Source organism: Candidatus Methylomirabilota bacterium (assembly GCA_035936835.1).
In the GTDB taxonomy this organism is placed as follows: domain Bacteria; phylum Methylomirabilota; class Methylomirabilia; order Rokubacteriales; family CSP1-6; genus AR37.
Window position 1 is genome coordinate 53,136 of the sequence record DASYVT010000069.1, and the last position, 25,852, is coordinate 78,987.

At 69.9% G+C, this 25,852-nt stretch carries 27 protein-coding genes; 7 read left to right on the top strand and 20 right to left on the bottom strand.

The window, feature by feature from the left end; translation table 11 throughout:
* Positions 1-15: 15 nt before the first annotated feature.
* From folK to dapA, 6 genes are all read right to left on the bottom strand, one after another.
* Positions 16-564, bottom strand: coding sequence for a 2-amino-4-hydroxy-6-hydroxymethyldihydropteridine diphosphokinase (gene folK / locus VGV06_06100; GenBank protein ID HEV2054731.1), 549 nt, complete (start codon positions 562-564; stop codon positions 16-18).
* A 31-nt stretch (positions 565-595) separates the two neighbouring features.
* Entirely contained in the window at positions 596-1,033 is a 438-nt protein-coding gene (gene folB, locus VGV06_06105; GenBank protein HEV2054732.1) for a dihydroneopterin aldolase, read from the bottom strand.
* Entirely contained in the window at positions 955-2,109 is a 1,155-nt protein-coding gene (locus VGV06_06110) for an LL-diaminopimelate aminotransferase (GenBank protein HEV2054733.1), read from the bottom strand. The genes folB and VGV06_06110 overlap by 79 nt, the downstream gene beginning before the upstream one ends.
* A gap of 39 nt (positions 2,110-2,148) precedes the next feature.
* Positions 2,149-2,907, bottom strand: a complete 759-nt coding sequence (locus VGV06_06115) for a fumarylacetoacetate hydrolase family protein (protein ID HEV2054734.1) — start codon at positions 2,905-2,907, stop codon at positions 2,149-2,151.
* Between the two features lie 133 nt (positions 2,908-3,040).
* Positions 3,041-3,844 (bottom strand): 4-hydroxy-tetrahydrodipicolinate reductase, encoded by an 804-nt coding sequence (gene dapB / locus VGV06_06120; GenBank protein ID HEV2054735.1) that lies wholly within the window; start codon positions 3,842-3,844, stop codon positions 3,041-3,043.
* A gap of 9 nt (positions 3,845-3,853) precedes the next feature.
* Positions 3,854-4,735 (bottom strand): 4-hydroxy-tetrahydrodipicolinate synthase, encoded by an 882-nt coding sequence (gene dapA / locus VGV06_06125; GenBank protein HEV2054736.1) that lies wholly within the window; start codon positions 4,733-4,735, stop codon positions 3,854-3,856.
* Between the two features lie 174 nt (positions 4,736-4,909).
* On the opposite strand from dapA, the gene VGV06_06130 reads away from it, so the two are divergent.
* The gene (locus tag VGV06_06130; GenBank protein ID HEV2054737.1) at positions 4,910-6,169 is read left to right on the top strand and encodes a diaminopimelate decarboxylase; all 1,260 of its coding nucleotides are present in this window, start codon (positions 4,910-4,912) and stop codon (positions 6,167-6,169) included.
* A 140-nt stretch (positions 6,170-6,309) separates the two neighbouring features.
* Here VGV06_06130 and VGV06_06135 read toward each other — a convergent pair whose 3' ends face one another.
* From VGV06_06135 to mltG, 4 genes are all read right to left on the bottom strand, one after another.
* The gene (locus tag VGV06_06135; GenBank protein HEV2054738.1) at positions 6,310-7,401 is read right to left on the bottom strand and encodes a hypothetical protein; all 1,092 of its coding nucleotides are present in this window, start codon (positions 7,399-7,401) and stop codon (positions 6,310-6,312) included.
* Positions 7,398-8,813 (bottom strand): argininosuccinate lyase, encoded by a 1,416-nt coding sequence (gene argH / locus VGV06_06140; protein HEV2054739.1) that lies wholly within the window; start codon positions 8,811-8,813, stop codon positions 7,398-7,400. Before argH ends, VGV06_06135 begins: the two co-directional genes overlap by 4 nt.
* Entirely contained in the window at positions 8,810-9,556 is a 747-nt protein-coding gene (locus VGV06_06145) for a lysophospholipid acyltransferase family protein (GenBank protein ID HEV2054740.1), read from the bottom strand. The genes argH and VGV06_06145 overlap by 4 nt, the downstream gene beginning before the upstream one ends.
* A 73-nt stretch (positions 9,557-9,629) precedes the next feature.
* Positions 9,630-10,685 carry an endolytic transglycosylase MltG gene (gene mltG, locus VGV06_06150; GenBank protein HEV2054741.1) on the bottom strand — a complete coding sequence of 352 codons (1,056 nt, stop codon included), beginning with the start codon at positions 10,683-10,685 and terminating at the stop codon, positions 9,630-9,632.
* Between the two features lie 277 nt (positions 10,686-10,962).
* Between mltG and VGV06_06155 the strand changes: the two genes are divergently transcribed.
* Positions 10,963-11,967 carry a DNA-directed RNA polymerase subunit alpha gene (locus VGV06_06155; GenBank protein HEV2054742.1) on the top strand — a complete coding sequence of 335 codons (1,005 nt, stop codon included), beginning with the start codon at positions 10,963-10,965 and terminating at the stop codon, positions 11,965-11,967.
* A gap of 67 nt (positions 11,968-12,034) precedes the next feature.
* Here the strand turns inward: VGV06_06155 and VGV06_06160 are convergent, their stop codons facing one another.
* The 3 genes from VGV06_06160 to VGV06_06170 all read right to left on the bottom strand — a co-directional run bounded on the left by VGV06_06160 (position 12,035) and on the right by VGV06_06170 (position 16,406).
* Positions 12,035-14,419, bottom strand: a complete 2,385-nt coding sequence (locus VGV06_06160; GenBank protein ID HEV2054743.1) for a DNA internalization-related competence protein ComEC/Rec2 — start codon at positions 14,417-14,419, stop codon at positions 12,035-12,037.
* Position 14,420: 1 nt separating this feature from the next.
* Positions 14,421-14,900, bottom strand: coding sequence for a helix-hairpin-helix domain-containing protein (locus tag VGV06_06165; GenBank protein HEV2054744.1), 480 nt, complete (start codon positions 14,898-14,900; stop codon positions 14,421-14,423).
* Positions 14,901-15,176: 276 nt separating this feature from the next.
* The gene (locus VGV06_06170; protein ID HEV2054745.1) at positions 15,177-16,406 is read right to left on the bottom strand and encodes an aspartate kinase; all 1,230 of its coding nucleotides are present in this window, start codon (positions 16,404-16,406) and stop codon (positions 15,177-15,179) included.
* 130 nt (positions 16,407-16,536) lie between these two features.
* On the opposite strand from VGV06_06170, the gene VGV06_06175 reads away from it, so the two are divergent.
* Positions 16,537-16,812 carry a hypothetical protein gene (locus VGV06_06175; GenBank protein HEV2054746.1) on the top strand — a complete coding sequence of 92 codons (276 nt, stop codon included), beginning with the start codon at positions 16,537-16,539 and terminating at the stop codon, positions 16,810-16,812.
* A gap of 424 nt (positions 16,813-17,236) precedes the next feature.
* Here VGV06_06175 and VGV06_06180 read toward each other — a convergent pair whose 3' ends face one another.
* The 7 genes from VGV06_06180 to alaC all read right to left on the bottom strand — a co-directional run bounded on the left by VGV06_06180 (position 17,237) and on the right by alaC (position 23,458).
* The gene (locus tag VGV06_06180; protein ID HEV2054747.1) at positions 17,237-17,557 is read right to left on the bottom strand and encodes a hypothetical protein; all 321 of its coding nucleotides are present in this window, start codon (positions 17,555-17,557) and stop codon (positions 17,237-17,239) included.
* 9 nt (positions 17,558-17,566) lie between these two features.
* Positions 17,567-17,971 carry a hypothetical protein gene (locus VGV06_06185; protein ID HEV2054748.1) on the bottom strand — a complete coding sequence of 135 codons (405 nt, stop codon included), beginning with the start codon at positions 17,969-17,971 and terminating at the stop codon, positions 17,567-17,569.
* Positions 17,968-18,567: a sigma-70 family RNA polymerase sigma factor gene (locus VGV06_06190; protein ID HEV2054749.1), complete on the bottom strand. Its 600-nt coding sequence runs from the start codon at positions 18,565-18,567 to the stop codon at positions 17,968-17,970. The genes VGV06_06185 and VGV06_06190 overlap by 4 nt, the downstream gene beginning before the upstream one ends.
* Before the next feature lie 292 nt (positions 18,568-18,859).
* The gene (locus tag VGV06_06195; protein ID HEV2054750.1) at positions 18,860-19,858 is read right to left on the bottom strand and encodes a lysylphosphatidylglycerol synthase transmembrane domain-containing protein; all 999 of its coding nucleotides are present in this window, start codon (positions 19,856-19,858) and stop codon (positions 18,860-18,862) included.
* A 6-nt stretch (positions 19,859-19,864) separates the two neighbouring features.
* Positions 19,865-20,923 (bottom strand): threonine synthase, encoded by a 1,059-nt coding sequence (gene thrC, locus VGV06_06200; protein ID HEV2054751.1) that lies wholly within the window; start codon positions 20,921-20,923, stop codon positions 19,865-19,867.
* A complete protein-coding gene (locus VGV06_06205) occupies positions 20,920-22,221 on the bottom strand; it encodes a homoserine dehydrogenase (GenBank protein HEV2054752.1) in 1,302 nt (433 codons plus the stop codon). Before VGV06_06205 ends, thrC begins: the two co-directional genes overlap by 4 nt.
* Before the next feature lie 64 nt (positions 22,222-22,285).
* Positions 22,286-23,458 carry an alanine transaminase gene (gene alaC / locus VGV06_06210; GenBank protein HEV2054753.1) on the bottom strand — a complete coding sequence of 391 codons (1,173 nt, stop codon included), beginning with the start codon at positions 23,456-23,458 and terminating at the stop codon, positions 22,286-22,288.
* Between the two features lie 279 nt (positions 23,459-23,737).
* Here alaC and VGV06_06215 point away from each other — a divergent pair, with 279 nt between their 5' ends.
* From VGV06_06215 to VGV06_06230, 4 genes are read left to right on the top strand one after another with little or no spacing between them, the layout of a single operon-like run.
* Complete coding sequence (locus VGV06_06215; protein ID HEV2054754.1) at positions 23,738-24,205, top strand: polymer-forming cytoskeletal protein; 468 nt, start codon at positions 23,738-23,740, stop codon at positions 24,203-24,205.
* Between the two features lie 30 nt (positions 24,206-24,235).
* Positions 24,236-24,646: a polymer-forming cytoskeletal protein gene (locus VGV06_06220; GenBank protein ID HEV2054755.1), complete on the top strand. Its 411-nt coding sequence runs from the start codon at positions 24,236-24,238 to the stop codon at positions 24,644-24,646.
* Positions 24,647-24,651: 5 nt separating this feature from the next.
* Positions 24,652-25,539, top strand: coding sequence for a M23 family metallopeptidase (locus VGV06_06225; GenBank protein HEV2054756.1), 888 nt, complete (start codon positions 24,652-24,654; stop codon positions 25,537-25,539).
* Positions 25,536-25,769, top strand: coding sequence for a hypothetical protein (locus tag VGV06_06230; GenBank protein ID HEV2054757.1), 234 nt, complete (start codon positions 25,536-25,538; stop codon positions 25,767-25,769). Before VGV06_06225 ends, VGV06_06230 begins: the two co-directional genes overlap by 4 nt.
* Positions 25,770-25,852: the final 83 nt, after the last annotated feature.

The window sequence follows — 25,852 nt, forward strand, 5'->3', positions numbered from 1 at the left end:
GGCTCCGACGGCCGGCTACTCGAACCACCGGGCCGGCAGGTCGGACGGGCGCACCTCGCGCTCGTCCGCCAGGGCCTCGAGCAGCTCGCGGATGGTCTGGTAGAGCACCGGGTGCTCGAGCTCGGGCGCGAGGTCGGCGAGCGGCCGCAGGACGAACGCGCGCTCGTGCATCAGGAGATGCGGGATGTGCAGGTGGTCGGGGCCGCTGATCACCTGGTCGTCGTAGAGGAGGATGTCGATGTCGAGCGTGCGCGGCTCGTAGCGCTGGTCCTCGGGCCTGCCGGCGCCGCGCGTGCGGCCCATCACGCGCTCCACGTCCTGGACCTGCTCGAGGAGCGCCGGTGGCTCGAGCGTCGTCTCGATCGAGACGACGCAATTGAAGAACCAGGATTCCTGGTTCCGGGCGCTCTGCCCCGGCCGACGCTCCCACGGCTCGGTCCAGTACACGGGCGAGGCGTCGAGGAACTGCACCTCGGGCAGCGTCCGGAGGCGCGCCACGGCCTGGCGCAGCAGCGCGGCGCGGTCGCCCAGATTGGAGCCGACGGAGAGGAACACCTTGGCCATGCCGTGCCCCATGCCTTGCCGGTGTCGGCGCTCAGCGCCGGCGGGTGAGCTCCACGCCCGGAATGCCCTGGAGCCCCTCCATGGGAGGCGTCAGCTTCCGCACGCGCACGCGCACCTCGGAGCACGGGAACTCGCCCAGCAGCATGGTCGCGAGCCGCCCGGCCAGCCGCTCGAGTAGATTCACGCGCTCCTTGGTCGACTCTTCCACGATGCGCGCCGCCACGAGCCCGTAGTCCACGGTCGTCCTGAGATCGTCCGAGGCCGCGGCCGGGGCCAAGTCGACGTGGAGCTCGGCGTCCACCGAGAACCACGCGCCGACCGTCTGCTGGGCTTTCGTCACGCCGTGGTGGCCGTAGAAGCGCACGTCTTCGAGGAAGACCTTGTCGGCGCTCAGAGCTTGACCCCCTTGAGTCGCTCCATGGCCTCGGCCAGACGCTTGGCGTCGATCGTCAGCGCGATCCGATAGAATCCTTCGCCGGACGGGCCGAAGCCCACGCCCGGGGTGACGACGCACCCGACCTCGTCGAGAAGGCGGGAGGCGAAGGCGCGCGACTCGAGGCCCTTGGGCACGGGCGCCCAGACGAAGAAGGCCGCCTTGGGCACGTCCACCTCCCAGCCGAGCGCCTTGAGCCCCGCGACCACCACGTCGCGCCGCTCCTGGTAGATCCGCCGGTACTGCTCTGGAATATCCTGCGGCCCCGTAAGCGCGGCGATGCCGGCTTCCTGCACCGCCTGGAAGACGCCCGAGTCCACGTTGGTCTTGATCTTGCCGAGGCCGGCAAGGTAGCGCGCGTTGCCGACGCAGAAGCCGATGCGCCAGCCGGTCATGGAGTAGGTCTTGGACAGCGAGTGGAATTCGACGCCGACTTCCTTGGCGCCCGGCGTCTCGAGGAAGGAGGGCGGCTTGTAGCCGTCGAAGCGGAGCTCGGTGTACATGGCGTCGTGGCAGACGATGACGCCGTGGCGGCGCGCGAACGCGACTACCATGGCGAAGAACTCGGAGCTCGCCACCGCGGCCGTCGGATTGTTCGGGTAGTTGAGGTACATGAGCTTGGCCCGGCGCGCCACGTCGTCGGGGATGGCGTCGAGGTCGGGCATGAAGCCGTTCTGCCGCAGGAGCGGCATGAAGTGGACTTCCCCGCCCGCGAACCACGTCCCCGCCGCGTAGACCGGGTAGCCGGGGTCCGGCACCAGCACCACGTCGCCCGGATTGACCCAGGCGAGCGGCATGTGCGCCGTGCCTTCCTTGGAGCCGACCAGCGTCAGCGCCTCGGTCTCGGGGTCGAGCGTCACGCCGAAGCGCCGCTTGTACCACTGCGCGACGGCCGCGCGGAAGGTCAGCAGCCCTTCGTAGTCGGGGTAGCGATGGTTGGCGGCGTTGTCGGCGGCGCGCTTGAGCGCCTCGATGATGTGCGGCGGCGTCGGCAGGTCGGGGTCGCCGATGCCCATGTCGATCAGGTCCGCGCCGCGGGCGCGCGCCTCGCGCTTCTTCTTGTCGATCTCTGCGAAGAGATAGGGGGGCAGCTTCCGTAGCCGCTCGGCCATCTCGAAGGTTTTGGGTGTCTCGGCCACTGGGACGATCTCCTAGAGCTTGATGACGGGGTTCTTGAGGCTGCCGATGCCGTCGATGCGCACCTCGACGCGGTCGCCGGGCTCGAGCGGGCCCACGCCGGCGGGCGTCCCGGTGGCGATGACGTCGCCCGGCAGGAGCGTCATGACCGCCGAGACGCGGGCGATGACGTCCTCGACGGGGAAAATGAAGGCCTTGGTGCTGCCGGCCTGGCGCCGCTCGCCGTTGACCCACGTCTCGACCTCGACGGCGTTGGGGTCGATGTCGGTCGCGATGCACGGCCCGACGGGGCAGAAGCTGTCGAAGGCCTTTGCCCGCGTCGGCTGGCCGTCGCGCAGCTGGAGGTCCCGCGCCGTGACGTCGTTGAGACAGGTGTAGCCGAGCACGTACTCGCGCGCCCGCTCGGCCGGGACGTGGCGGCAGCGCTTGCGGATCACGATGGCCAGCTCGCCCTCGTAGTCCACCCGACTCGACTGGGACGGGTAGATGATCGGGTCGTCCGGCCCGCAGAGCGCCGACAGCGGCTTGAGGAAGATGACGGGCTCCTCGGGCACCGCGAGACGCATCTCTTCGGCGTGGTCGCGGTAGTTGAGCCCGACCGCCACGATCTTGGATGGCACCACGGGCGCCAGCAGCACCGCCTGCTTGACCGGGTAGCGCTTTCGCCCCTTCTTGAAGGTGCCGTACGGCGTGCCCGAGTACTCGACGATGTGGGTGCCGTCGAGGACGCCGTAGCGCGTCTTGCCCGCCGCCTTGAACCGGACGATCTTCATGCGCCAGCCTTCCGACCCCCTCTCCCCGGAAGGGAGAGGGCGGGGGTAAGGGTGGGTGGGTGCCCGTGCAACGTCCCCTCACGCTGGCCCTCTCCCCAGAGGGGAGAGGGATATGATGTGCGGCCTCCGGCCGTCATGCGAGGCCGAGGACGTCCTGCATCGAGTAGAGTCCCGGCTTGGCCTGGGCGATGAACCGCGCCGCGCGGAGCGCACCGCGGACGAAGGTGTCGCGGCTCTGCGAGCGGTGCGTGAGCTCCAGGCGCTCGCCCAGGCTGCCGAAGCTGACCGTGTGCTCGCCGACCACGTCACCCGAGCGGATCGAGTGGATGCCGATCTCCTGCTTCGTGCGCTCGCCGGGCAGACCGTGGCGGCCGTGCACGCCCACCTTGGTCAGGTCTCGGCCGAGGGCCTCAGCCACGATCTCGGCCATGCGGGCGGCCGTGCCGCTGGGAGCATCCTTCTTGAAGCGGTGGTGGACCTCGGTGATCTCGACGTCGTAGTCCTCGCCCAGCAGGCGCGCCATGTCGGCCAGCACGCGGAAAGCGACGTTGACGGCCACGCTCATGTTGGGCGAGAGCATGATGGGGATCTGGCTCGCGAGCCGTTCGATTTCTTCACGTTGGGCGGCGGCGAAGCCGGTGGTGCCGATCACGGCGCGGCCGCCCCCGCGCGCGGCCAGGCGCAGGTGGCCCAGGGTCGCGTCGGGGATGGAGAACTCGATGAGGATGCGGTCGCGGCCGAGCATACCCTCGGGATCGGCGGTGATGGGAACGCCGATCTTGCCCACGCCCGCCACCTCGCCGGCGTCCTTGAGGAGCGCCGGGTGGCCGGGCGCCTCGAGGGCGCCCACCAGGCGGAGGTCTTTCTCCTCCTGGACGAGCGCGACGAGACGACAGCCCATCCGGCCGGCGGCGCCGGCGATCACGACATCAGCCATCGCGGGGACTCAGCCCTTGATGAGGCCGTGCTGGACCAGGACGGCCCGGAGCCGCTCCCGGTTGGCCGCGCCCATGGGGCACATGGGCAGGCGGAACTCCGGCTCCAGCATCCCCATCATGCCCATGGCTTCCTTCACGGGGATGGGGTTGGTCTCGATGAACACCGCGCGCGAGAGCGGGAAGAGCTTGAGGTGCAGCTCGCGGGCGAGCTTCCAGTCGCCGGCGAGGGCGGCATGGGTCATCTCCACGGTCTCTCGCGGCACGATGTTGGCGATGACCGAGATGACGCCGCGGCCGCCGACCGACATGAGCGGCAGCGTGATGTTGTCGTCGCCCGAGAGCACGCTGAAGTCCGGGCCGCAGGCGAGGATAACCTGGGTCATCTGGTCGAGCGAGCCCGAGGCCTCCTTGACGCCGACGATGTTGGGACAGTCCTTGACCAGGCGCACGAGCGTGTCGGTTTCGACGTTGACCGCGGTGCGCCCGGCGATGTTGTAGACGAGGATCGGGATGTCCACGGCCTCGGCGATGGCGCGGAAGTGGCGGTAGAGCCCCTCCTGGGTCGGCCGGTTGTAGTACGGGTTGACCACGAGCGCGCCCGTGGCGCCGGCCTTCTTGGCGTGCGCGGTCAGGTCGATCGCCTCGCTGGTGGCGTTGGAGCCGGTGCCCGCGATGACGTGGAGCCGGCCGCGCGCCGCCTCGATGACGATCTCCACCACGCGCTTGTGCTCGTCGTGGCTGAGCGTCGGCGACTCGCCCGTGGTGCCGCACGGCACGATGCCGTCCGTGCCCTGCGCCACGTGCATCTCGACGAGCTTCCTGAGCGTGGGCTCGTCGACCTTGCCGCCGCGAAACGGTGTGACCAGCGCGACGATGGAACCCTGGAACATGGGACGCATAGCGAAGCCCTCCGTTGCTCGGTGCATTCGGGAGGAGAAAGTCGTTTCACTCTAGCACCTCAGCCTGAACCACTTCAAGCGCCTGCTTCAATGCGGTACTATGGCCGCTCAGCCGCCCGCGGGTACCTGCCCCGGATCGCGGCCATCCCGCAAGGAGGGATCCGCATGAGCGGCACACGGGCGCCCGGCTGGCCCGAAGGGCTCACAGCCAAGATCGCCGCAGAGGTGCGCGAGCGCTTCGGCACGCCCTGCTACGTATACGACCGGGCCGCGCTCGAGGCGGCGGTCCGCCGGGCACTGGCGTTCCCCGCGCCCTACGGCTTCACGCTGCGCTACGCGATGAAGGCCAACCCGAGCCACGGCATCCTGGCGCTCTTCCGCGACCTTGGGCTGCACGTGGATGCGTCAAGCGATTTCGAGGTCGAGCGGGCGCTCCGAGCCGGATTCCAGCCGGAGCGCGTCCAGCTGACCTCCCAGATGCCCTCGCGGCGGCTCGCGGAACACCTGCGCCGCGGGATCCTCTTCAATGCCTGCTCGCTCCACCAGCTGGAGGAGTTCGGGCGCGTCGCGCCGGGCGGGGAGGTGTCGGTCAGGATGAACCCCGGCCTGGGCTCCGGATCCACCAAGCGCACCAACACGGGCGGACCGGCCTCGAGCTTCGGCATCTGGCACGAGTACCTGGGCGAGGTCAAGGAGCTGGCCGCGCGCTACCGCCTCAGGATCACGCGCCTGCACACTCATATCGGCTCGGGGACGGACCCGGAGGTCTGGAAGCGCGTGGCGCGGATGACGCTCGACATTGCGACACAGCTCGCCGACGTCGCCATCGTCAATCTGGGCGGCGGCTTCAAGGTCGGGCGCATGCCAGAGGAGCCGAGCGTGGACCTGGCCGACGTCGGCGCGCACGTCCGCCTCGAGCTGGAGGGCTTCCGCGAGCGCGACGGGCGGGCTCTGCGCCTCGAGCTCGAGCCCGGCACGCTCCTCGTCGCCAATGCCGGCGCCATCGTCGCCTCGTGCATCGACGTCGTGGACACGGGCGGCGACGGCTACCTCTTCGCGAAGCTCGACGCGGGCATGCCGGAGGTGACGCGCCCGTCGCTCTACGGCGCGCAGCACCCGATCGACGTCCTGGCGGAGGGGCGGGAGGCCGCGGCGGTGGTATTCGTCGGGCCCTGCTGCGAGTCCGGCGACATTCTCACTCCCGTGCCCGGTGACCCCGAGGCGCTGGCGCCGCGCTGGGTGCCGCGCCCTCGGATCGGCGACCTGGTCATCATCGGCGGCGCCGGCGCGTACTGCGCCGCCATGGCCACCATCAACTACAACTCCTACCCGCAGGCGCCCGAAGTCATGCTCGAGCCCGACGGAACGCTGACCCTTCTCCGCCGCCGCCAAGACCCCGAACAAGTTTGGGCGAACGAAGTCTAGAAGGCCTCCAACGGAGCAGGGCGTCGAGAAGGGTCCAGTTGCGAGGCGGCGCCCGAAGGCAGCGGGCGAGGCGTAGCCCTGCTACGTTGAGCCCCGGCCGAGGGAGCCAACGAAGCAAATGGGCCCTTATCGGCGTCCTGCTAGGGGACGGTGACGGAGACTTCGTTGGAGCGCGCGCTCTCGTTGGCCTGCCGAGCGCGGTCGAGCGCGGTGACGGCGTAGCGGTAGGTCCGGCCGGACTGCACGTCGCGATCCGTGTACACCGTTGTGATCCTCTGGGTCGCGGCGATTCGGAGGAACGCGCCGGCGCCTTCGGCGCGGTACACCGCGTAGAGCGCCACGTCCTCCTCCGGGCTCGCATTCCACGCGAGCCTCACGCTGCCCGAAGCAGAGATGCCGATCAGCCGCGTGGGCGCCGAGGGCGGCGTCGTGTCCACCGGTGTGGCGGCGACCGCCGTCGAGGCGGCACCCCGCGCCGTACCCGCCGGATCCACGCGTACGGCGTGGACCGCGTAGCGGTAGGTGGTGTCGTTCTCGAGGCCCTTATCCGTGAAGGTGGTGCCGCCGATGGGCTCTGGTGTGATGGGCGCGAGGGCGCCGTCGCCCGCCGCGCGGAGCACGACGTAGCGAAGCTCGCCCGTCGCCGGCGCCCCGTCGAGGAAGGAGCCCGGAGCTTCCCACTTGAGCCGGACCTCCTTGTCCCCGGCCTGCGCGTCCAGACCCGAGGGCGCCGCCGGTCCTGCGAGGAGGGTGACGACGAGGCGCTCCGACGGCGGGCTCGAGCGCCCGATGCCATCCTCGGCCGTGGCCACGTAGACGTAGCGGCGCCCGAAGCTGAGCCCCGCGCTGTCGGTCACGCTCACCGTCCCGCCCTGGACCTGGACGCCGGCGGGCGGAGCGACGTCGAGAGGGATGCGGGCGATCTCTTCGTAGCCGACCACGCGATCGCCCGAGAGCATGGCCGGCTTGGGCGCCGCGTTCGCGGCCTCTTCGCGCCTGAACAAGCGGACGACGGCCAGGTCGCGCAGTCGCGTACCGTCGGCTCGGACGCGCGGGTTGCTCCAGCTGACCACGATGGCGTGCTCGGAGACGACGGCGCGCATGCCGTCGGGCGGCAGGGGCAGGCGCCGCTCCGGCGCCACGATCGGCCCCACCTTGCCGCAGCCGACGAGGGCAAGGGCCGCGACCGCGAGGCCGACGGCCACGACCGCGCGCCGCGACGGGTAGATCACCGCTGGGGATCCTTGGCGATCCGCTTTCGCGCCTGGGCGAGCTCGCGGGCGACAGCCTCGGGCGCCGTGCCACCCGTGACCGCGCGCGCTCTCAACGAGGCCTCGACGGTCAGCGCCGCATGGACGTCCTTGTCGATCAGCGGGGAGAACGCCCGGAGCTCCTCGAGCGAGAGCTCGCCGAGCTCCTTGCCCTTGTCGATACCGTACCGGACGGTGCGTCCCACGATCTCGTGGGCCTCGCGGAACGGCAGGCCCTTGCGCACGAGGTAGTCGGCGAGGTCCGTCGCCGTGGAGTAGAAGGCGCCGGCTGCTTCCCGCATGCGGTCGACCCGGAAGCTCAGGCTCGCGAGCATGGGCGGCAGCACGCGGAGCACCGCCTCGAGCGTGTCCACCGTGTCGAACAAGGGCTCCTTGTCCTCCTGCATGTCGGAGTTGTAGGTCAGCGGCAGCCCTTTCATCGTGGTCAGCACGGCCACAAGATTGCCGTAGAGGCGGCCCGTCTTGCCGCGGATCAGCTCGGCCACGTCCGGGTTCTTCTTCTGCGGCATGATCGACGAGCCCGTCGCGAAGGCGTCCGAGAACTCAACGAAGCCGAACTCGGCGGTGGCCCAGAGCGCCAGGTCGGCGGCGAGCCGCGAGCAGTGCATGCCGAGCACGGCCGCCGCCGCCAGGAACTCGATGACGTAATCCCGGTCGGCCACGGCGTCCATGCTGTTGGAGCTGGGCCCGGCGAAGCCCAGGTCCCGGGCGAGGGTCTCGCGGTCGATGGTGAAGGCCGCCCCGGCCAACGCCGCCGAGCCCAGCGGCAGGACGTTGACGCGCCGGCCGCAGTCGGCGAAGCGCTCGCGGTCCCGGTCGAGCATGCAGACGTAGGCGAGGAGGTGGTGAGCGAGCAGCACCGGCTGGGCCCGCTGGAGGTGTGTGTAGCCGGGCATGGCGGCCTCGCGGTGACGCTCGGCCTGGTCGAGGAGCGCCGACTGCGCGGCCGCCAGCGCCGCGTCGAGGCTGCCGAGCACGTCCCGGAGGTAGAGGCGCTCGTCGAGGGCGATCTGGTCGTTGCGCGAGCGCCCCGTGTGAAGCTTCCCGCCCACGGCGCCCGCCAGCTCGATCAGGCGGCGCTCGATGTTCATGTGGATGTCTTCGAGCTCCCGGCGGAAGGCGAACCGGCCGCTCTCGAGCTCCGCGCGCACGGCCTCGAGACCCTTGTCGATGGCCGCGCGCTCCCCGCCGTCGATGAGCCCCGCGCGCTCGAGCGCGCGGGCCCACGCTGCGCTGCCGCGGATGTCGTGGGGCCAGAGCCGTCGATCGAAGGCAAGTGAAGACGTGAAGGCTTCGGCCTCGGGATGGGCGCCTGCCTCGAAGCGGCCGCCCCAGGGCTTGCCCGAGCCCGGGGGACTGCCCGGGTCGGTCACGAAGCGCCGGCCTCGCCGCGCTGGGCCGCTGGGAGCCCGTCGGTGTCGAGCAGCGCGGCGATGTGGCTCATGATGCGCCGGGTGATCTCCTCCCGATCCGTGTGGCTGGCACGGCGCCGGCGCGTCTGGTGGAAGTGCAGCGGCTGGCCGAAGCGGACGGCGAGTGGGCGGCTGCGGGGAACGTAGAAGCGGCGGCCGGCCAGCGCCTCGTAGGTGCCGCTGATAGCGGCGGGCACGACGGGCACGCCCGAGCGCAGCGCGATCATGGCGACACCCGGCTGCCCCGATACGAGCCGCCCCTCACGGCTGAACGGCCCCTCGGGGAAGATCCCGACGACGCCGCCATCCTCGAGGACGCGGAGGGTGCGCTTGATGGCGCCCGGGTCTGGGCGCTCGAGGTTGACGGGGATCGAGCCCACCCGGCGGTGGAACGACGGGTGCAGCGGGCTCGCGTGGAAGACACGCGGCATGACGAGAAAGTTGATGGGCCGCGGCACCGCGACGCCGAGCACCACGGCGTCGAGATAGTTGTGGTGGTTGGCCGCCAGGATGAAGGGTCCCTCGGCGGGCAGGCGCTCGAGCCCCGTCACCTCGAGGCCGAACATCGAGCGCAGCATGGGCGCGCAGCCGCCACGCAGGATCTGATAGAGGGCAGGGAAGCGCGGCGCGCTCGGACGAGCGGCGGGTAGTCCCGCCGCCCCCGGCAGGATCCCGAGAGTGCTCGACTCGTCGCCCGGCGCCATGGTTTGCCTGTTTATAGCATCGAGACCGTTGACTGACAAGGCGCGGACCCTCGTGCGCGCAGGCCCGGAGGCCTCAGCGCGGCCTCGCGAGGCGATACCGGGCTACCGCGTCGTTGTGAGCGGCCAAGCTCTCCGAGAACTGGTGGCGCCGGTCGTCCAGCGCGACGAAGTAGAGATAGTTGGCGCGCGCCGGGTGGGCTGCGGCCTGTATGGCCGGCAGCCCAGGGTTGGCGATCGGGCTTGGAGGAAGGCCGACGCGCCGGTAGGTGTTGAACGGGTGGTCCACCTGCAGATCGGCGCGCGTCAAGGCCTGGCGGCCCTTGCCGACGGCGTACTGCACCGTTGGGTCGGCCTGGAGCGGCATGTCCCGCTTGAGCCGGTTCCAGAACACGGCGGAGATCAGGGGCAGCTCGCTCCGCTCGACGCCCTCGCGCTCGATGATGGAGGCCAGCGTTAGCAGCTGGTGCGCGTTGAGCCCCCGGTCCCCGGCCGCCTTGAGGATGTCCGGCGTGAGCTGGGCGCGCATTTTTGCCACCATGCGCGCGAGCATTTCCTCCGGCGGCACGCTCTTGACGAACTGGTAGGAGTCCGGGAAGAGGTAGCCCTCGACGGAGGCGCCCGGGATCTCGAGCGTGCGGAGGAAAAGGGGATCGCGGCCGACGCGGAGCACGTCGTCGGCGCGCGCGAGCCCCTCAGCCTCGACGGCGTGGGCCAGCTCGGCCAGCGTGAAGCCTTCGCGGAGGAGGACCGTGTGCTTGAGGACCCTGCCGCCTTCGAGGAGGCTCAGCACGGCGAAGCTGTTGGCCCCATGTGGCACTTCGTACTCTCCGGCCTTGAGGCTTCGCGCGCTTCCATGCGCCAAGGCGAGGAGCGCGAAGCCGAATGGGCTCCTGATGACGCCGGCCTCGTCGAGGCGCCGGGCGATGTCGAGCAGGCCCTGGTGCGGCGGGATCTCCACGATGCGAGGGCCCTTGGTCACGCCGTCGGCCGCCGTCGTCACCCACCAGACCTGGAGGTAAGCGAAGACCGCCAGAAGCGCCAGCGTGGCGTAGAGAAACCCGCGCACCGTCCGCCCCGGGCCGCCAGGCGCGTCGGTCGAGGTCTTGAGGACCCGGGACCGTTCCATCATGATTTTTCCTTATCTTGCCCGGGCTCTCCCGGCCAGTCAAACCTTCGGCCGGCACTGGGCCAATTTGCTTCGCCATATCTACTCAGCCCTCGCCTCGCGGCATGACCGCTCAGTTCGAACAACCACGTACGCCTCGCGTCGCTGGCTCGCTCGGGCCTCGTCTGGCTCGCAACTTGGCCCAGTGCCCTTCAGCAGGCAGGCTTGGTCAAGGCCAGGTTTCTGGTATACTGGCCAACCTCGGGCGAAGCAGCCCGCCAATTCCCCCAGGAGGAATCCGATGCCGCAGCTGGTGCTTCCTGTCCGCCACGAGTGGCTCGCCCGCGAGCGTGCCCACGGCCAGATCGCCGTCGAGCCCTTCGAGCCGGGCTTCGCCCTCACGGTGGGCAATGCCTACCGTCGCGTGCTCATGTCTTCGATCCCGGGCGCCGTGCCCACCTGGGCCAAGATCGAGGGTGTGCTCCACGAGTTCTCGCACCTGCAGGGCGTCAACGAAGACACGCTCGACATCATCATGAACCTGCGCAAGCTCGTCTTCGCCGTCAGCGTGAACCGGCCCAAGCTGCTGCGGCTCAAGGTCCAGGGCCCGCGGACGGTCACCGCGCGCGATTTCGAGCCCGACGCCGACGTCGAGATCCTGACGCCCGACATCGTGCTGGCCAGCCTCGACAAGGACGGCGCCCTCGAGATGGAGCTGTGCGTGGAGCGCGGCCGCGGCTACCAGGCCGCCGAGCGGCGCGAGCCCGAGGCTCTCCCGATTAACGCCATGCTCATCGACTCGGATTTCTCCCCCGTCAAGCGGGTGAACTTCCACGTCGAGCCGTCGAAGCAGGAGCCGGGGTTCGAGCGTCTGGTGCTCGAGGTGTGGACCAACGGCAGCGTCACCCCCGAGACGGCGGTCGGCGAGGCCGCGCGTATCCTCGAGGACCAGTTCGACCTGCTGACGGACTTCCCGCAGAGCCCGCTGCCCGAGACTGAACCGGGCGAGCCGGGGCTCGAGACCGCGCCCCGGGTCGAGCTCAACGAGCACCTCTTCCGCAACGTGGACGAGCTCGAGTTGTCCGTCCGCGCGTCCAACTGCCTCAAGACCGCCAGCATCCGGACGATCGCCGACCTGGTGCAGAAGACCGAGTCGGAGCTGCTCAAGACCAAGAACTTCGGCAAGAAGTCGTTGAACGAGATCAAGACCATCCTGGGAGAGATGGGGCTCGCGCTCGGCATGCGTCTCGATCCCGAGGAGCTGGAGCGGCTGCGCACCCAGTACGAGCGCAGCTTCGAGAGCTAGGCCTCCTCCCGGCAATTCGCGCGTCCCGCCGCGGCCCCCGAGACGTCTGTCGGGGGCCGCGGCGCATTTAACCCTCTCGCTCCGGGTCGAGCTCGAACCGCTCGACCGTGCCCGAGGCCCAGCGGGTGATCCACAGCGTGACACCGTCGGTCTCGAGGATGACCGCGCCGTCCCTGTCCGTCCGGTAGATGCGCGCTCCGGCCGCCTCGAGCCGCGAGAGCGCCTCGGGCGTCGGATGGCGAAACGGGTTGCGCGCCCCGACGGAGATCACGGCCACGGCCGCCCGCGTGGCGGCGAGAAACTCTTCGCTGGACGAGAAGCGGCTGCCGTGGTGACCGACCTTGAGGGCGAGCGCGCGCACGGGGGCGCGCGAAGCCAGGACGCGCTCCTCGCCGGAGCGGCCGAGGTCGCCCGTCAGGAGCAGCGAGAAGCCCCGCCAGTCGAGCCGGAGTACCAGCGACTCCTCGTTCTCTCCCATGGGCGCGGGCTCGTCCAGCGGCCGCGTGCCGTCCGGGTTCAGCACGGTCAGGAGCGCCGAGCCGAGCCAGATCCGCTGCCCCGCGACGAGCGTGCGGCGGCAGGCGCCCGAGCGCTCCACGGCCCGCAGCGTGTCCTCGCTGCCCGGGCCCCACCGCCCGTTCTCCCAGACCTCGCCCACGCGGAAGCGCGTGAGCACTGCGCGAAGTCCGCCCGAGTGGTCCGAGTCGGAATGAGTCACCGCCACGGCGTCCACCCGGGCCGCGGGGCGGTTCCAGAGGAACGGCGCCAGCACCCGCTCGCCCACGTCGAGACGCCGGGCTCCGCCAGGGCCGCCGTCCACGAGGAGCCGCGGGCCCTCAGGCACCTCCACCAGCACCGCATCGCCCTGGCCCACGTCGAGGAAGGTGACGCGAAGGCGCCCGTCGCCTGGGCGCACCCAGGGCCAGATGGACAGCACGAGCGCCGCCGCAAGGCAGGCCGCGGCCGCAGCGCGCGTCCACCGACGCGCGCCGAGGACCGGCACGAGCGCGAGCACCCCGCACCAGGCGAGGGTCGCCGCCCAGCTGGGCGCCGGCAGGTGGACCATGGCTGCCGGCACGGCGGCTGCGCTCCAGACTGCCGCGCGCAGGGCCAGGAGCACCAGCCACAGCGCCTGGAAGAGCACGTCGGCCGCCACCATGTTCGCGAGGGCGACCAGGAGCGCCAGCATGCCGAGCGTCGTGCCCACCGCGGCGAGCGGGACCACGACCAGGTTCGCCGCGATGCCGACGAGCGAGAGCTGGTTGAAGTGGGCGAGCATGACGGGCGTCACGGCCGCCTGCGCCCCCACGCTCACCGCCACGGCCGTCGCGAGCCAGTCCGGCCAGCCCCGTCCTTCGAGCCAGCTCGTGATGGCGGGCGTCAGGTAGATGATCCCAGCGGTGGCGGCGAAGGAGAGCTGGAAGCCCGGGTCCCAGAGATCGGCGGGGCGCCAGGCGAGGAGCAGAAGCGCAGCCAGCGCCAGCGCGTTCATGAGCTGGGACTCCCGGTCCAGGAGCGTGGCCGCCAGCAGCAGGAGCCCCATGACCGTGGCGCGGAGCACGGAGGCCTGGCCGCCCACGACGAGGGCGAACCCCACCAGCGCCACGCCCGCCGCGACCGCGGTGGTGCGCCGCGGGACGCCGAGCGCCGCGAGCACGAAGAAGATGGAGGACGCCAGGAGCGCCACGTTGAAGCCCGAGACGGCGAGGATGTGGTAGACGCCGGCGCGGCGGAAAGCCTCGTCGGCCTCGCGAGGCAGCCCCGTCTTCTCGCCGAGGATCAGGCCGGCTAACAGCGCGGCGGATGTGTCCGGCAGGTGGGCGCCGATTGTCGCCACGGCCCAGCGCTTGATGCGCACGGGCCAGGGCGGCTCGTCGGGCGTGAGCGGCACGAGGGACTCGGCGCGCCCGGTGCCGACGAGGAGTATGCCTTCCCTCCGCAGGAAGGCGGGGTAGTCGAAGGCGCCCGGGTTCCTGAAGCCTCGCGGGCGGGAGAGCCTGAGACCGACCGCGACTCGTTGACCTTCGCCCACCGCGGCCGTCTCGCCGTAGAGCGTCACCTGAAGCCGCCCCGACGCCAGTCGGCGGTCGTCCCCATCGAGAAGACCGTCTACGTCGAGGATCAGCCGTGTACGGTCCGGCGCCCACCGCACCGGCTCCTCGGCGAGCCGTCCCTCAATGTTGACGACAGGCGCGAGCGCCACGCGGGCGATGTGATCGGCGGGTAGCGGGTCGGTGGCGCCGCGGAGCGCTCCCAGCACGACCGCGAGGGCCAGGAGGATGGCCGCCGCTGCGCCATCGCGTCCAAGGGCCAGCGCGCACGCCCCCACAGCGAGGAGGAGGCCGCCTGCGAGCAGAAGCCAGGCGGGCGCCGCCGCCGCCCACGGGCCGAAGAGGATGCCCAGCGCGAGCCCGGCCGACAGCGGCAGAAACGGCGCCTCATGCCACCTCATGCTATTCGCCGACCGTCACGTGCTCACGGAGTGCAGCGAGCTTCTTCGGGCCCATGCCCAAGATGCTTCGAAGGCTATCAGATGACTCGAAGCGCCCCCGCCGATCGCGCTCCTCGACGATCCGGCGCGCCAGGCTCGGCCCGACGCCGGGCAGCCTCGAGATCTCGTCAGCGCTGGCGTGGTTGAGGTCGAGCGGGCGGGGGTCCGCGACCGTGGCGGGCGGGGCGGCGATCGCGCGCGGCCGCGGAGATGGGGCTGTGCGCGCCGGCGCGGGCGGGTCGGGGTGGGCGGCCGCCCAGCGCGGTGCCGCGCGGGCGCGGGGAGCAGGCGGGATGGGCAGCGGCGGATCCTCGCGGTCGAAGCGCTCCAGCCGCTCGGCCGCGTCGGGAAAGCCCGCGCGCCACTCGCGCGCGCCCAAGCCCGCAAGAAACACGGCGGCCAGCACCAGCAGGAGCTTCAGTTGCGGGCGCGAGTAAGTCATCTCGCGCCCAGCCTGCCATCGCGCCGCGTACGCTTCTAGAGTGGCAGATCAGATACACGGCGCTACGGCGTCAGCGCCGCGCGCGTGATGCTCGTCGTCTCCTTGTTGTGCCACTCCGAGGCGGCGAAGGCCTCGTTGATCTTCTAGAGCGGGTACTTGTGCGAGAGGATCCGGTCCCACGGCCAGCGCGTCTTCGTGCGCACGAGGAAATCGAGCGCGCGCGGGATCACCCACGGGTCGTACTGGATCACGCCCACGATCTTCTTAGACGGTCTCCTAGGCCGCGGGTTCCTTCCCGAGCTCGAAGGCGTCGTGGAGCGCGCGCACGGCGAGCTCGGCGTACTTGTCTTCGATGACGCAGGAGACGGCGATCTCGGAGGTCGAGATCATCTGGATGTTGATGTTCTCCTTCGACAGCGTGGAGAACACGCGCGCGGCGACACCCGAGTGGCTGCGCATGCCGACGCCGACGATGGAGACCTTGGCGATGCGGTCGTCGGCGGTCACGCCGCCGGCGCCGATCTCCTTGGCGACGGTGTCCAGCACGGTCTCCGCCCGCTGGCGATCGCCGCGGGGAAGGGTGAACGAGATGTCCGTGAACCCGTCGCGCCCGATGTTCTGGACGATCATGTCCACGACGATGTTCTGCTTGGCGAGCCCTCCGAAGACCTGGCTGGCGATGCCCGGGCGATCGGGCACTCGCAGGATGGAGAGCTTCGCCTGACCCCCGTCGTGGGTGATACTCGTGACCACCACGTCTTCCATGCTGTGATCCTCCCTGGTCACGAGTGTGCCCGGGTCCGGCTTGAAGGCGGAGCGGACGTGCACCGGGACGGCGAACTTCTTGGCGAACTCGACGGAGCGGGCCTGGAGCACCTTGGCGCCGAGGGCGGCCATCTCGAGCATCTCGTCGTAGGAGACGCGGGCGAGCTTGCGCGCCTCCGGCACGACGTTGGGATCGGCGGTGTAGACGCCGTCGACGTCGGTGAAGATCTCGCAGACGTCGGCCTTGAGCGCCGCCGCCAGCGCGACGCCCGTGAGATCCGAGCCGCCGCGCCCGAGCGTCGTGATGTCCCCCGATTCGGTCATGCCCTGGAAGCCCGCCACGACGACGATCTTGCCGGCGTCGAGGGCGGCGTGGATGCGCTCGGCCGTGATGCGCCGGATACGGGCCCGTGTGTGGACGCCGTCGGTGACCATGCCGACCTGCGGCCCAGTGAAGGAGCAGGCGGGGCGGCCCATCGCCTGGAGCGCCATGGCGAGGAGGCCGATCGTGACCTGCTCGCCCGTGGCCAGGACCATGTCGATCTCCCGCGGGTCGGGGGCGGGCGTGATGGCGTCCACCAGGGCGACCAGCGCGTCGGTCGTCTTGCCCATGGCGGAGACCACCACGACCATCCGGTGGCCTTTGGCTGCGGATTCGGCCACGCGGCGGGCGACGCTCTTGATCTTCTCGGGGTCGGCGACGGACGAGCCGCCGTATTTTTGGACGATCAGCTGGCCCATGAGGGGGTCATGCTACACGACCCCGTCATCGGGTGTAAAGCCGCTGGGGGTGTAAAGCCGCTGGGGGTGTAAAGCCGCGATGCCAATTGGCTTCGCCATACTTCGGGCCGAGCCGTTGCTATCGGGGCAGATGGCGGCTGCGCGGACCGCCGGGACCGCCCGGTCCTCCGGGCCCTACGTGACCGCCCGGCCGCCCATCGCCTCCCGGACGGTCCTCGCCGTCCGGATGCGGCTGGCCGGGCCCAGGCTGGCGCTGGCGGTATTGCTCGCGGGCCTGCTGACGCTGCTCGGGCGTCATCTGGCGCCAGCGCTCCGCATTCCGCTCAATGGGCTGACGCTGTTCGGGCGGCATCTGGCGCCAGCGCTCCGCATTCCGCTCAATACGCTGGCGCTGGTCAGGCGGTAGCCTCTGGAAGCGCTCGTGCGCCGCCTCGAGGTGGCGCTTCCGGTCCTCAGGCAGCGATTGCCAGCGGCGGAAGTCCTCTGTGACGCGAGCCCGGTCCGCCGGCGACATGTTGCGCAGCCGCTGCTGATTCTGCCGGGCGGTCTGTCGCTCCTCGGGCGAAAGGTTCTGCCAGTGGCGGTAGTTCTCAATCGCCCCCTGCCGCTGCTCGGGCGTCATCTCCTTCCACTTCTGGAGATTGCGCTCAGCCTGCGCGCGCTCTTCGGGCGACAGGCGCTCGAGCCCGCGGACGGGAGAATTGCCGGGCTGGGCCGGCGCTGTCGAGGGAGGTGAAGCGGGCGCCTGAGCCCCAGCGACCGTCGGGACGGCCAGACAGGCCGCCAGCGCCAGGGCAGGGAGCCAACCGTACGAGCGAGCTGTCAGCATGTCACCTCACCTCCCTTTTGGCCGGCTCGGCAGGGGTCGTGGCCCCCTCCGGAGCGGGCCGGTTGCTCGTCATCTGGTCCAACATGCGCATACGCTCGAAAAAGCTCAGGCGCTTCGCGATCTCGCGGTCGCGAGCGTAATTCGGGTTGTTCAGGACCTCGAGGTCGCGGAGTATCTCGGCGTCGAGTTCGTCACTCTTGGCCTGTGGGGTCCGTGGTGCCGCCGGCGCCTCGGCGGCGCGCGCGGCCGCAGGCACCAGGCTCAGCAGCGCCGCAAGAGACAGCCTGGCCAGGTCGCGACGCCCGGAGCGATCGAGGGGCATGGATGCCGATCATCCCTCGCCGCGCGTCGGCAAGCTGTCGAGCCGCTCGATGACGTCGAAGTCCTCGAGGAGGTCGAGCTTCTGGACCACGTCGAGGTGGGCGATCACGTCGAGGCGGCTCGCCAGGATGGGGTTTTCCATCATGGCCGGGTCATTCGGGATCTGGCCGTGGCCCGGCAGGTCTATATAGACCAGCACCGCGACGAAACTCGCCGCCACGGCCATCTGGAACGGACGAAGCGGCCGGTTCCACCAGGCCCAACCGCGGCTCCCTCCACGCTCGAGCTTCTCGCGCAGCTCGGCGCGGTAGGCGCCCCAGTGCACGGGCGGCGGCTCGGGCGCAGTGCGCCTGAGCTCGGCGATCACATCCTTGAACTCGTCTTCTGGGAACTCGTCTTCCGGTAGCCTGCTCAATTCTTGTCTCCCCCGCTGGCGTCTCCTACGCGGCGCTTGAGCGCCGAGTACGCGCGGTGCAGGTGCACCCGCACCGTCGCCTCCGACAACTGCAGTACCACGGCGATTTCCTTGGTGGACAGCTCCTCGCGGCATTGAAGCAACACCGCCGCCCTCTGCTGCGGCGAGAGCCCGTCCACGGCCTCCCACAGGCGGCTCATGCGGTGATCGGTGACCATGGCGTCCGTCGGATCGGTGAAGGGAGCCGCGAGACGCTCCACGGGGTCGCCCGCATCGCGCCCCTCGTCGCTGCCGCCCCAGCCGACCAGCCGCCGCCAGCCCCGCCGCTTTCGTTGGTGGTCGAGACAGCAGTTGACCAGGATCCGGTAGAACCAAGTCGAGAACTTGGACTGACCGGCGAAGGATCCGGCCGACTCGTGGAGCCGGATGAAGGCCTCCTGGGAGCAGTCCTTGGCATCCTCCCGGTCCCGTACGACGGACCACGCGATGCGGTACGCCCGCTCCTGGTAACGCTCGACCAGCAGGTCAAAGGCTCCCCCGTCCCGTTGGGCGATTCGCCGGCATAGGTCTTCATCGGACGGCTCGAGCGTCTCCACTACAGGCGATCTTCGCATACGCTCGTCGAGCCGGCCAAACCCCCAGAGGCCCACGAGCATGGGGGCGTTTGCCCGACCCTGCCGCTGGTTCTCCACCCATGGCCATCTCCCGGTTCCCGAGCCCACCCAAGAACGCTCCTGTCAATTCGACGCAGCCGGGGACCATTGCGTTTACACCGGAAGCCACCGGGAGTGGAGTGGGCTCCCCGTTGTCCCGCCCGGGTTTCAACCCCGATGGAGATTCATCACCTAGGACGGCTCGCGGGAGGGCAGCGTTTACGGCGGGGAAGGGCTAGTCCTGACGTACGTTTACGGACAGCCCTGCGCCCCGGCCAGCCTCGGCGAGGCTCACGTGCTCGACGACCAGGAGCAGGAGGCCCCAGACCGTAACGGGCACGAACTGCGAGGCGTGCAGCAGGAGCGAGAAGCCGAGGGCATCCGCTTTCCCAACGCCGAAAAAGGACAGCGCCAGGACGGTTGCCGCCTGGATCACGCCGATGAAGCCCGGGCTCGAGGGCACGCTCACGCCGAGGCCGATGAAGGCGATGACGCAGAGCGCCGCCATGATCGGCAGATCGAGGCTCGCGGCGTGAAAACAGGCCCAGACGGACAGCACGATCACCACCCAGATCGCGATCGACCACGCGGCGGTTGGGAGCAGCTGCCTGGGCCGGCGCATGCCCTGGAGCCCGTCGCTCATGCTGTCGAAGACCACCAGCAGGCGGCGCTCGATGCCCGGCCACCGGTAGGCGAGCGAGTGGATGAGGATGCGACAGGGCAGGGGCGCCGCCGCGATCGCCACCAGTACGACCAGCATGGCCAGGACCAGCCCGACGAAGATCTCAGACGCCCAGGCCACCTCGCGCGGCGTCGGGATCTGGAAGAAGACGAAGGCCAACACGATGCCGACCGCGAGCCCGTCCAGCGCGCGCTCCACGACGAGCGTCGTCACCGTCGTCCAGAAGCGCTGGCCCCGCCGCGTTACGACGTAGACGCGCAGGACCTCGCCCGCTCTCAACGGCAGCAGGTTGTTGCCCATGTAGCCGATCATCACGGCGTTGAAGAGGTGGGTCGGCCTGGCTTTCTGCGGAAAGAGGTAGCGCCAGCGCACGGCGCGGGCCCAGAGCGAAACCAGGTTGAGGGCGATGCTGACCGTGAGCCAGCCCCACCGCGTGTCGGCCAAGCGCGCGCCGACGGCGCCTAGGTCCACGTTCCAGAAGAGCCAGACCATGAGGGCCGCGCTGATCGCAATCCCGAGGAGGATCTTGACCAGCCGCCTGGCGGAGGGCACGAGCGGCTAGAGCCCGAGCTGGGCGAGGACCGCGTCGAGCCGCGCGGGAACGCTCACCGGCCGGGTCGCGGACTCCAGCGCCGTGTCCGGGTCCTTGAGCCCGTGCCCCGTGAGGGTGAGAACGATCGTGGAGCCGGGCTCGAAGCGCCCGGCCTTGACCATCTTGGCCAGGCCGGCGACCGTCGCGCACGAGGCGGGCTCCATGAAGATGCCTTCTTCGCGGGCCAGCAGGCGATACCCGCGGACGATTTCCTCGTCGGTGACGGCGTCGATCCATCCCTGCGAGTCGTGGAGCGCCTCCTTGGCGAGCCCCCACGAGGCGGGGTTGCCGATGCGGATGGCGGTGGCGAGCGTCTTGGGCTCGAGGATGACCCGGTCTTCCACGATCGGCGCCGCGCCCGCGGCCTGGAAGCCGACCATCTTCGGCAGCTCCTTGGCGATGCCCGCCCGGTGGTATTCCCGGTAGCCCCGCCAGTAGGCCGAGATGTTGCCCGCGTTGCCCACGGGGATCAGGTGGTAGTCGGGCGCGCGCCCGAGCTGGTCCACGACCTCGAACGCGCCCGTCTTCTGCCCCTCGAGGCGGAAGGGATTCAGGCTGTTGACGAGCGTGACCGGGTGGCGCTCGGCTATCTGGGTGACGATCGACAACGCCTGGTCGAAGTTGCCGTCCACCACGAGCACCGTCGCGCCATGGATGGCGGCCTGCGAGAGCTTGCCGATGGCGACCGCGCCCTTGGGCACCATGACGAAGGCGCGAATGCCGGCCCGCGCGGCGTAGGCTGCGGCCGAGGCCGAGGTGTTGCCGGTCGAGGCGCAGATGACCGCCCGCGAGCCGGCTTCCACGGCCTTGGAGATGGCCACGGTCATCCCGCGGTCCTTGAAGGAGCCCGTCGGGTTGAAGCCCTCGCACTTGAGGAAGATCCGCAGGCTCGGGTCGGTGGCTTCCGCGAGCCGCGGGGCGGGGATGAGCGGCGTGTTGCCTTCGTGGAGCGTGACCACCGGGGTGCTCGGCGACACCGGCAGGAACTGCCGGTAGCGCTCGATGACGCCGGGCCACGCGTTCATGCCGGCTCCACGCGGATCATGGTGGTGCGCGTCGCCACCACCGGCAGCTTGTCGATGGCCGCCAGCGCCGCGCGCATGTCCCGCTCCCGCGCCTCGTGGGTCATCATCACCACCGGCACCGCCTCGCCGTGGGCGCGCTCCTTCTGGAGCACCGAGACGAGCGAGATGTCGTGCTGCCCCAGGATGCCGGCTACCTGCGCGAGGACACCGGGCCGGTCCATCGCCATGACGCGCAGATAGTAGGACGACCGGATGTCCTCCATACGCCGGAGCGGCAGCGGCCGCTCGCTGATCGAGGGCAGGTCGCCCTCCATGGCCGGGATGCCGTGGGCGACTCGCCGGGCGATCTCGAGCGTGTCCGACCAGACCGCCGACGCGGTGGGCAGCTGCCCCGCGCCCCGGCCGTAGAACATCAGGTTGCCGACATTGTCGCCGGTGATGAAGACGGCGTTGAAGACGCCCGACACCGCGGCCATCGGCGACCCCGCCGGGATCATGGTCGGATGCACGCGGGCCTCGAGCGCGCCGTCGGCGGCTTTGGCGATGGCCAGGAGCTTGATTCGATAGCCAAGCTCGGCCGCGTTCTCGACGTCCTGCTGGGTGATCGCCGTGATGCCTTCCGTGTGGATGTCTTTGAGGTCCACGGCGGTGCGGAACGCGATCGTCGCCAGGATCTGGAGCTTGTGGGCCGAGTCCATGCCCTCGATGTCGAGCGTGGGCTCGGACTCGGCGTAGCCGTGCGCCTGCGCCTCCTTGAGAACGACCGAGAAGTCGAGCCCCTCGTCGGCCATCTTCGAAAGGATGTAGTTGCAGGTGCCGTTGACGATGCCGAAGACCGAGAGCACGCGATTCGCCGTCAGCCCGTCCTTGACGGCGCGGATGAGCGGGACGCCCCCCGCCACGGCCGCCTCGAAGCCCAGCATGACGCGGTTGCGGCGCGCCGCCTCGAAGATCTCGGGGCCGTGGTGGGCCAGCAGCGCCTTGTTGGCGGTGACCACGTGCTTGCCCGCGTCGAGGGCCTTGAGGATGAAGGTGCGCGCCGGCTCGAGCCCGCCCACGAGCTCGATGACGACCTGGACCGCGGGGTCGTCGAGCACCCGCCCGGCGTCCGGGACGAGCGGGAGGCGCTTGAGGTCTAGCCCCTCGCGCTGGCGCGTCATGTCGGCGTCAGCGATGACGTGCAAGGTCAGCCGGCACCCGGCGCGCTCCTGCATCTCGGCGCCGTGGGTCTGGAGGACTTTGACGACGCCGCTGCCGACCGTGCCGAGGCCGAGGAGGCCGATCTTGATCTCGTTCATGCCAATCGTGATTTCGATCCTAAAGGACCCGTGAGTCGCCGCCGCCCGCTGCGCGCCGGCGCCGTCAGCGGGCCGAGAGGGTCTTAAGGCCGCGGAGGGCCTGCTTGATGCGCTGCTCGTTCTCGACGAGGGCGAAACGGACATAACCCTCGCCGTACTCGCCGAAGCCGATGCCCGGGGAGACCGCCACCTTGCACTCCTGGATGAGCATCTTGGAGAACTCGAGCGAGCCCATGGACCGGAACGACTCCGGGATGGGCGCCCAGACGAACATGGTCGCTTGCGGCTTCGGCACAGACCAGCCGAGCTTGTTGAGCCCGTCCACCAGGACGTCGCGGCGCTTGCGGTGGACCTCGACGATGTCCGCCACGCACTTCTGGTCTCCCTCGAGGGCGATGATGGCGGCGATCTGGATGGGCTGGAAGGCGCCGTAGTCGAGATACGACTTGATCCTGGCCAGCGCGTGAACCATGCGCGGGTTGCCGCACACGAAGCCCATTCGCCAGCCCGGCATGTTGTACGACTTCGACAGCGAGAAGATCTCGACCCCGACCTCTTTGGCTCCCGGGACCTCGAGGAAGGAGGGGGGCCTGTAGCCGTCGAAGGCGAAGTCGGCGTAGGCGAAGTCGTGGACAACCATGAGCGTGTGCTCCTTGGCGAAGTCCACCACCCTGGCGAAGAAGTCGCGGTCCACGCACATCGTGGTCGGATTGTGCGGGAAGGAGAGGATGAGGAGCTTGGCCTTGGGCCAGGACAGGCGCGCGGCCTCCTGCAGGCGCGCGAAGAAGTCCTCGCCCGGCACCAGCGGCACGGAGCGCAGGTCCCCGTCGGCGATCACCACCGAGTAGGAGTGGATGGGGTAGGTCGGGTTCGGCACCAGCACCCCGTCGCCCGGCTGGAGGACGGCGAGCGCGAGGTGGGCCATGCCCTCCTTGGCCCCTATCGTGGCGATGGCCTCGGTCTCGGGGTCGATCTCCACGCCGTAGTGGTCCCGGTACCAGGTGGTAATGGCCTTGCGGAGGCGCGTGATGCCGCGAGAGGCCGAGTAGCGGTGATTCTTTGGGTTCTGGGCCGCCTCGATTAGCTTGTCCACGATGTGCTTGGGCGTGCCCAGGTCGGGGTTGCCCATGCCGAGATCGATGATGTCCTGCCCCTTCGCCCGAGCCTTGGTCTTGAGGTCGTTGACGATGGCGAAGACGTAGGGCGGAAGGCGCTTTATCCGGTAGAAGTCGTCCATGGCGGGTGTCGGAATGGCCAAATGATACTTCGGAGGCTCGCAAAGTGTCAAGAAAGGGCCTGCTGGCGCGTAGATAGCTCGCATTGGGCGCGTCGGGAAATCCGGGGTTGACACCCACAAAGAGCGCGTGCTACAACGCCCGTGACCCGGCAAGGCCGGGAGCGTCTAACACCCTTCCCGTCGCGCCCGATCGAGAACGTGTTCCGCCTCTCCGAGTCCGGCCGCCGAGGCCACCGGGGGGCAGGGCAGCGGCGGCCGCAGCACGTTGAGGAGGCGGTGATGTTTGGACGGAGCAGCAACAAGCCGCAGGCGACGTTCGTGTCCCAGGAGAGCGCGGCCGGTCCCAAGGCCAACGCCGGGCCGCTGCTGACCATCGTCGGCGCCTCGGCGAAGCTCGAGGGCAAGTTCGAGATCACCGACTCGATCCAGATCGAGTGCGAGGTGGGAGGTGAGCTGTCCGTAGGCGGCAAGCTGGTCATCGGCGAGAAGGGGGTCGTCAGCGCCAATGTCCAGACCGTGGACGCCGTCATCATGGGCGTGTACGAGGGCAACATGGTCGCCACGGGTAACGTAGAGATCGCCGAGACCGGCCGAGTCACCGGGAACATCGAGACGGACTCGCTCGTGATCTCCAAGGGTGGCGTCTTCAACGGCAACGTCGTCAAGAGCAAGGGTGACGAGGCCGCGGTGGGGCCGCGGCCCGTCCATTTGGTCGATGGGGCTCGCGCTGTCACGACGCAGCGGTAAGGGGGCGGATTCCCCACACGGGGGCCGACCATGTTCAAGCGCAGGCGGAAGCCGGCGGGCAGCAACGGTCTCACGGCCTTCATCGACGAGGGCTCGGAGATCGAGGGGCGGTACACGTTCAGCGGGACGGTCATGCTGAACGGGCGGTTCAAGGGTGAGATCTCGACCACCGACACGCTGATCATCGGCGACAAGGGGGTCATCAACGGTGACATCCGCGCCGGGCAGGTGCTGGTGAGCGGCGAGGTGGTGGGGAATATTCTCGGGGCGGAGCGCGTGGAGCTCAAGCGCACCGCCCGCGTCTTCGGTGACGTCGAGGCGCCGGTGGTGGTCGTGGAGGAGGGCGTGCTGTTCGAGGGCCACTGCCGCATGACGAAGGCCAATCCCAACGCCGAGACCGTGCCGACGCGGGACTTCTCGGTCGTGCCGATCAAGCGCTGAGGGTTATGCCGGCGCGGCGCGAGTTCAACCTCCTGGTGGTCCACGGCGACGGGCGACGCATCGCCCGGCTGACCCTTCCGCGGTGGCTGATTCTGACGGTCCTGGGTCTCTTCCTGGCCGTGCCCGCCTCCGTCACCGTCATCTACAAGGACTACCTCACGCTGCGCAGCCAGCGCGCGTCGCTGAACGAGCTCAGTGCGCGCGTCGTGGAGCAGCAGGAGATGATCGACGTCTCGCAGACGAAGATGTGGCAGATCCGCACCGAGATCGACGGCTGGCGCGAGCTGCACGCCAAGATCTGGGAGCCCTTCGGTCCCGAGGATGGCGCCAGCAAGCGAAGCGCGGGCATCGGGGGTGGCACGGGCCCGTCGCGCTCTGCCGAGACTCCCGAGCGCGCCGCCATCGGCAACGAGCTCGAGCGCCTGACGGGCATCGTCAAGGAAGAGGGCGACAACCTCCGCGCCCTCGAGCGCTTCCTCGGCCGCGCCACCCGCGTGCTGGCGGCGCTGCCGTCTCGGTGGCCCGTGCGCGGCCCCGTCAACTCGGGTTTCGGCGGCCGCACCTCGCCCTGGTCGGCCAAGTCGGAGTTCCACAGCGGGCTCGACATCGGCGCTCCGATCGGCGCGCTCGTCAAGTCGCCTGCGCCCGGCACCGTGGTCTTCGCCGGCACGCACCAGGAGTACGGCCAGACGCTGATCATCGACCACGGCAACGAGACGAAGTCGCTCTACGGTCACCTCGCCAAGCTCAGCGTCGCCGTGAACCAGAAGGTGCAGCGCGGAGACGTCATCGCGATGACCGGCAATACCGGGCGCTCTTCGGGCCCGCACCTCCACTACGAGATCCAGGTCAAGGGCCAGTCGGTCAACCCCACCAGCTACCTCTGGGAGTGATCCGGCCCAGGTTCGCCCTTCTGGGGGCGCTGCTCGCCCTCGCGGCCGCGGGCCCGGCCGCCGCACAGGCGCTCGACCCCTCCTCGCAGGACGCGCTCAACAAGACGCTCCAGATCCTCCTCGACCCCAACGCGCGCGCCGGCGAGCGCGCGAAGAACTTCCAGGGGACTGCGGTAGACCAGCAGATGCGCGCGCTCGCGGGCTCGGACGCGCTGACGCAGGAGTTCTAGGCTGTGGCCGGCCAGGTTCTGACGGAGCTCGTCCAGAGCACCCGGGCCGCCGATAAGGGCCCATCTGCTTCGTTGGCGCCCTC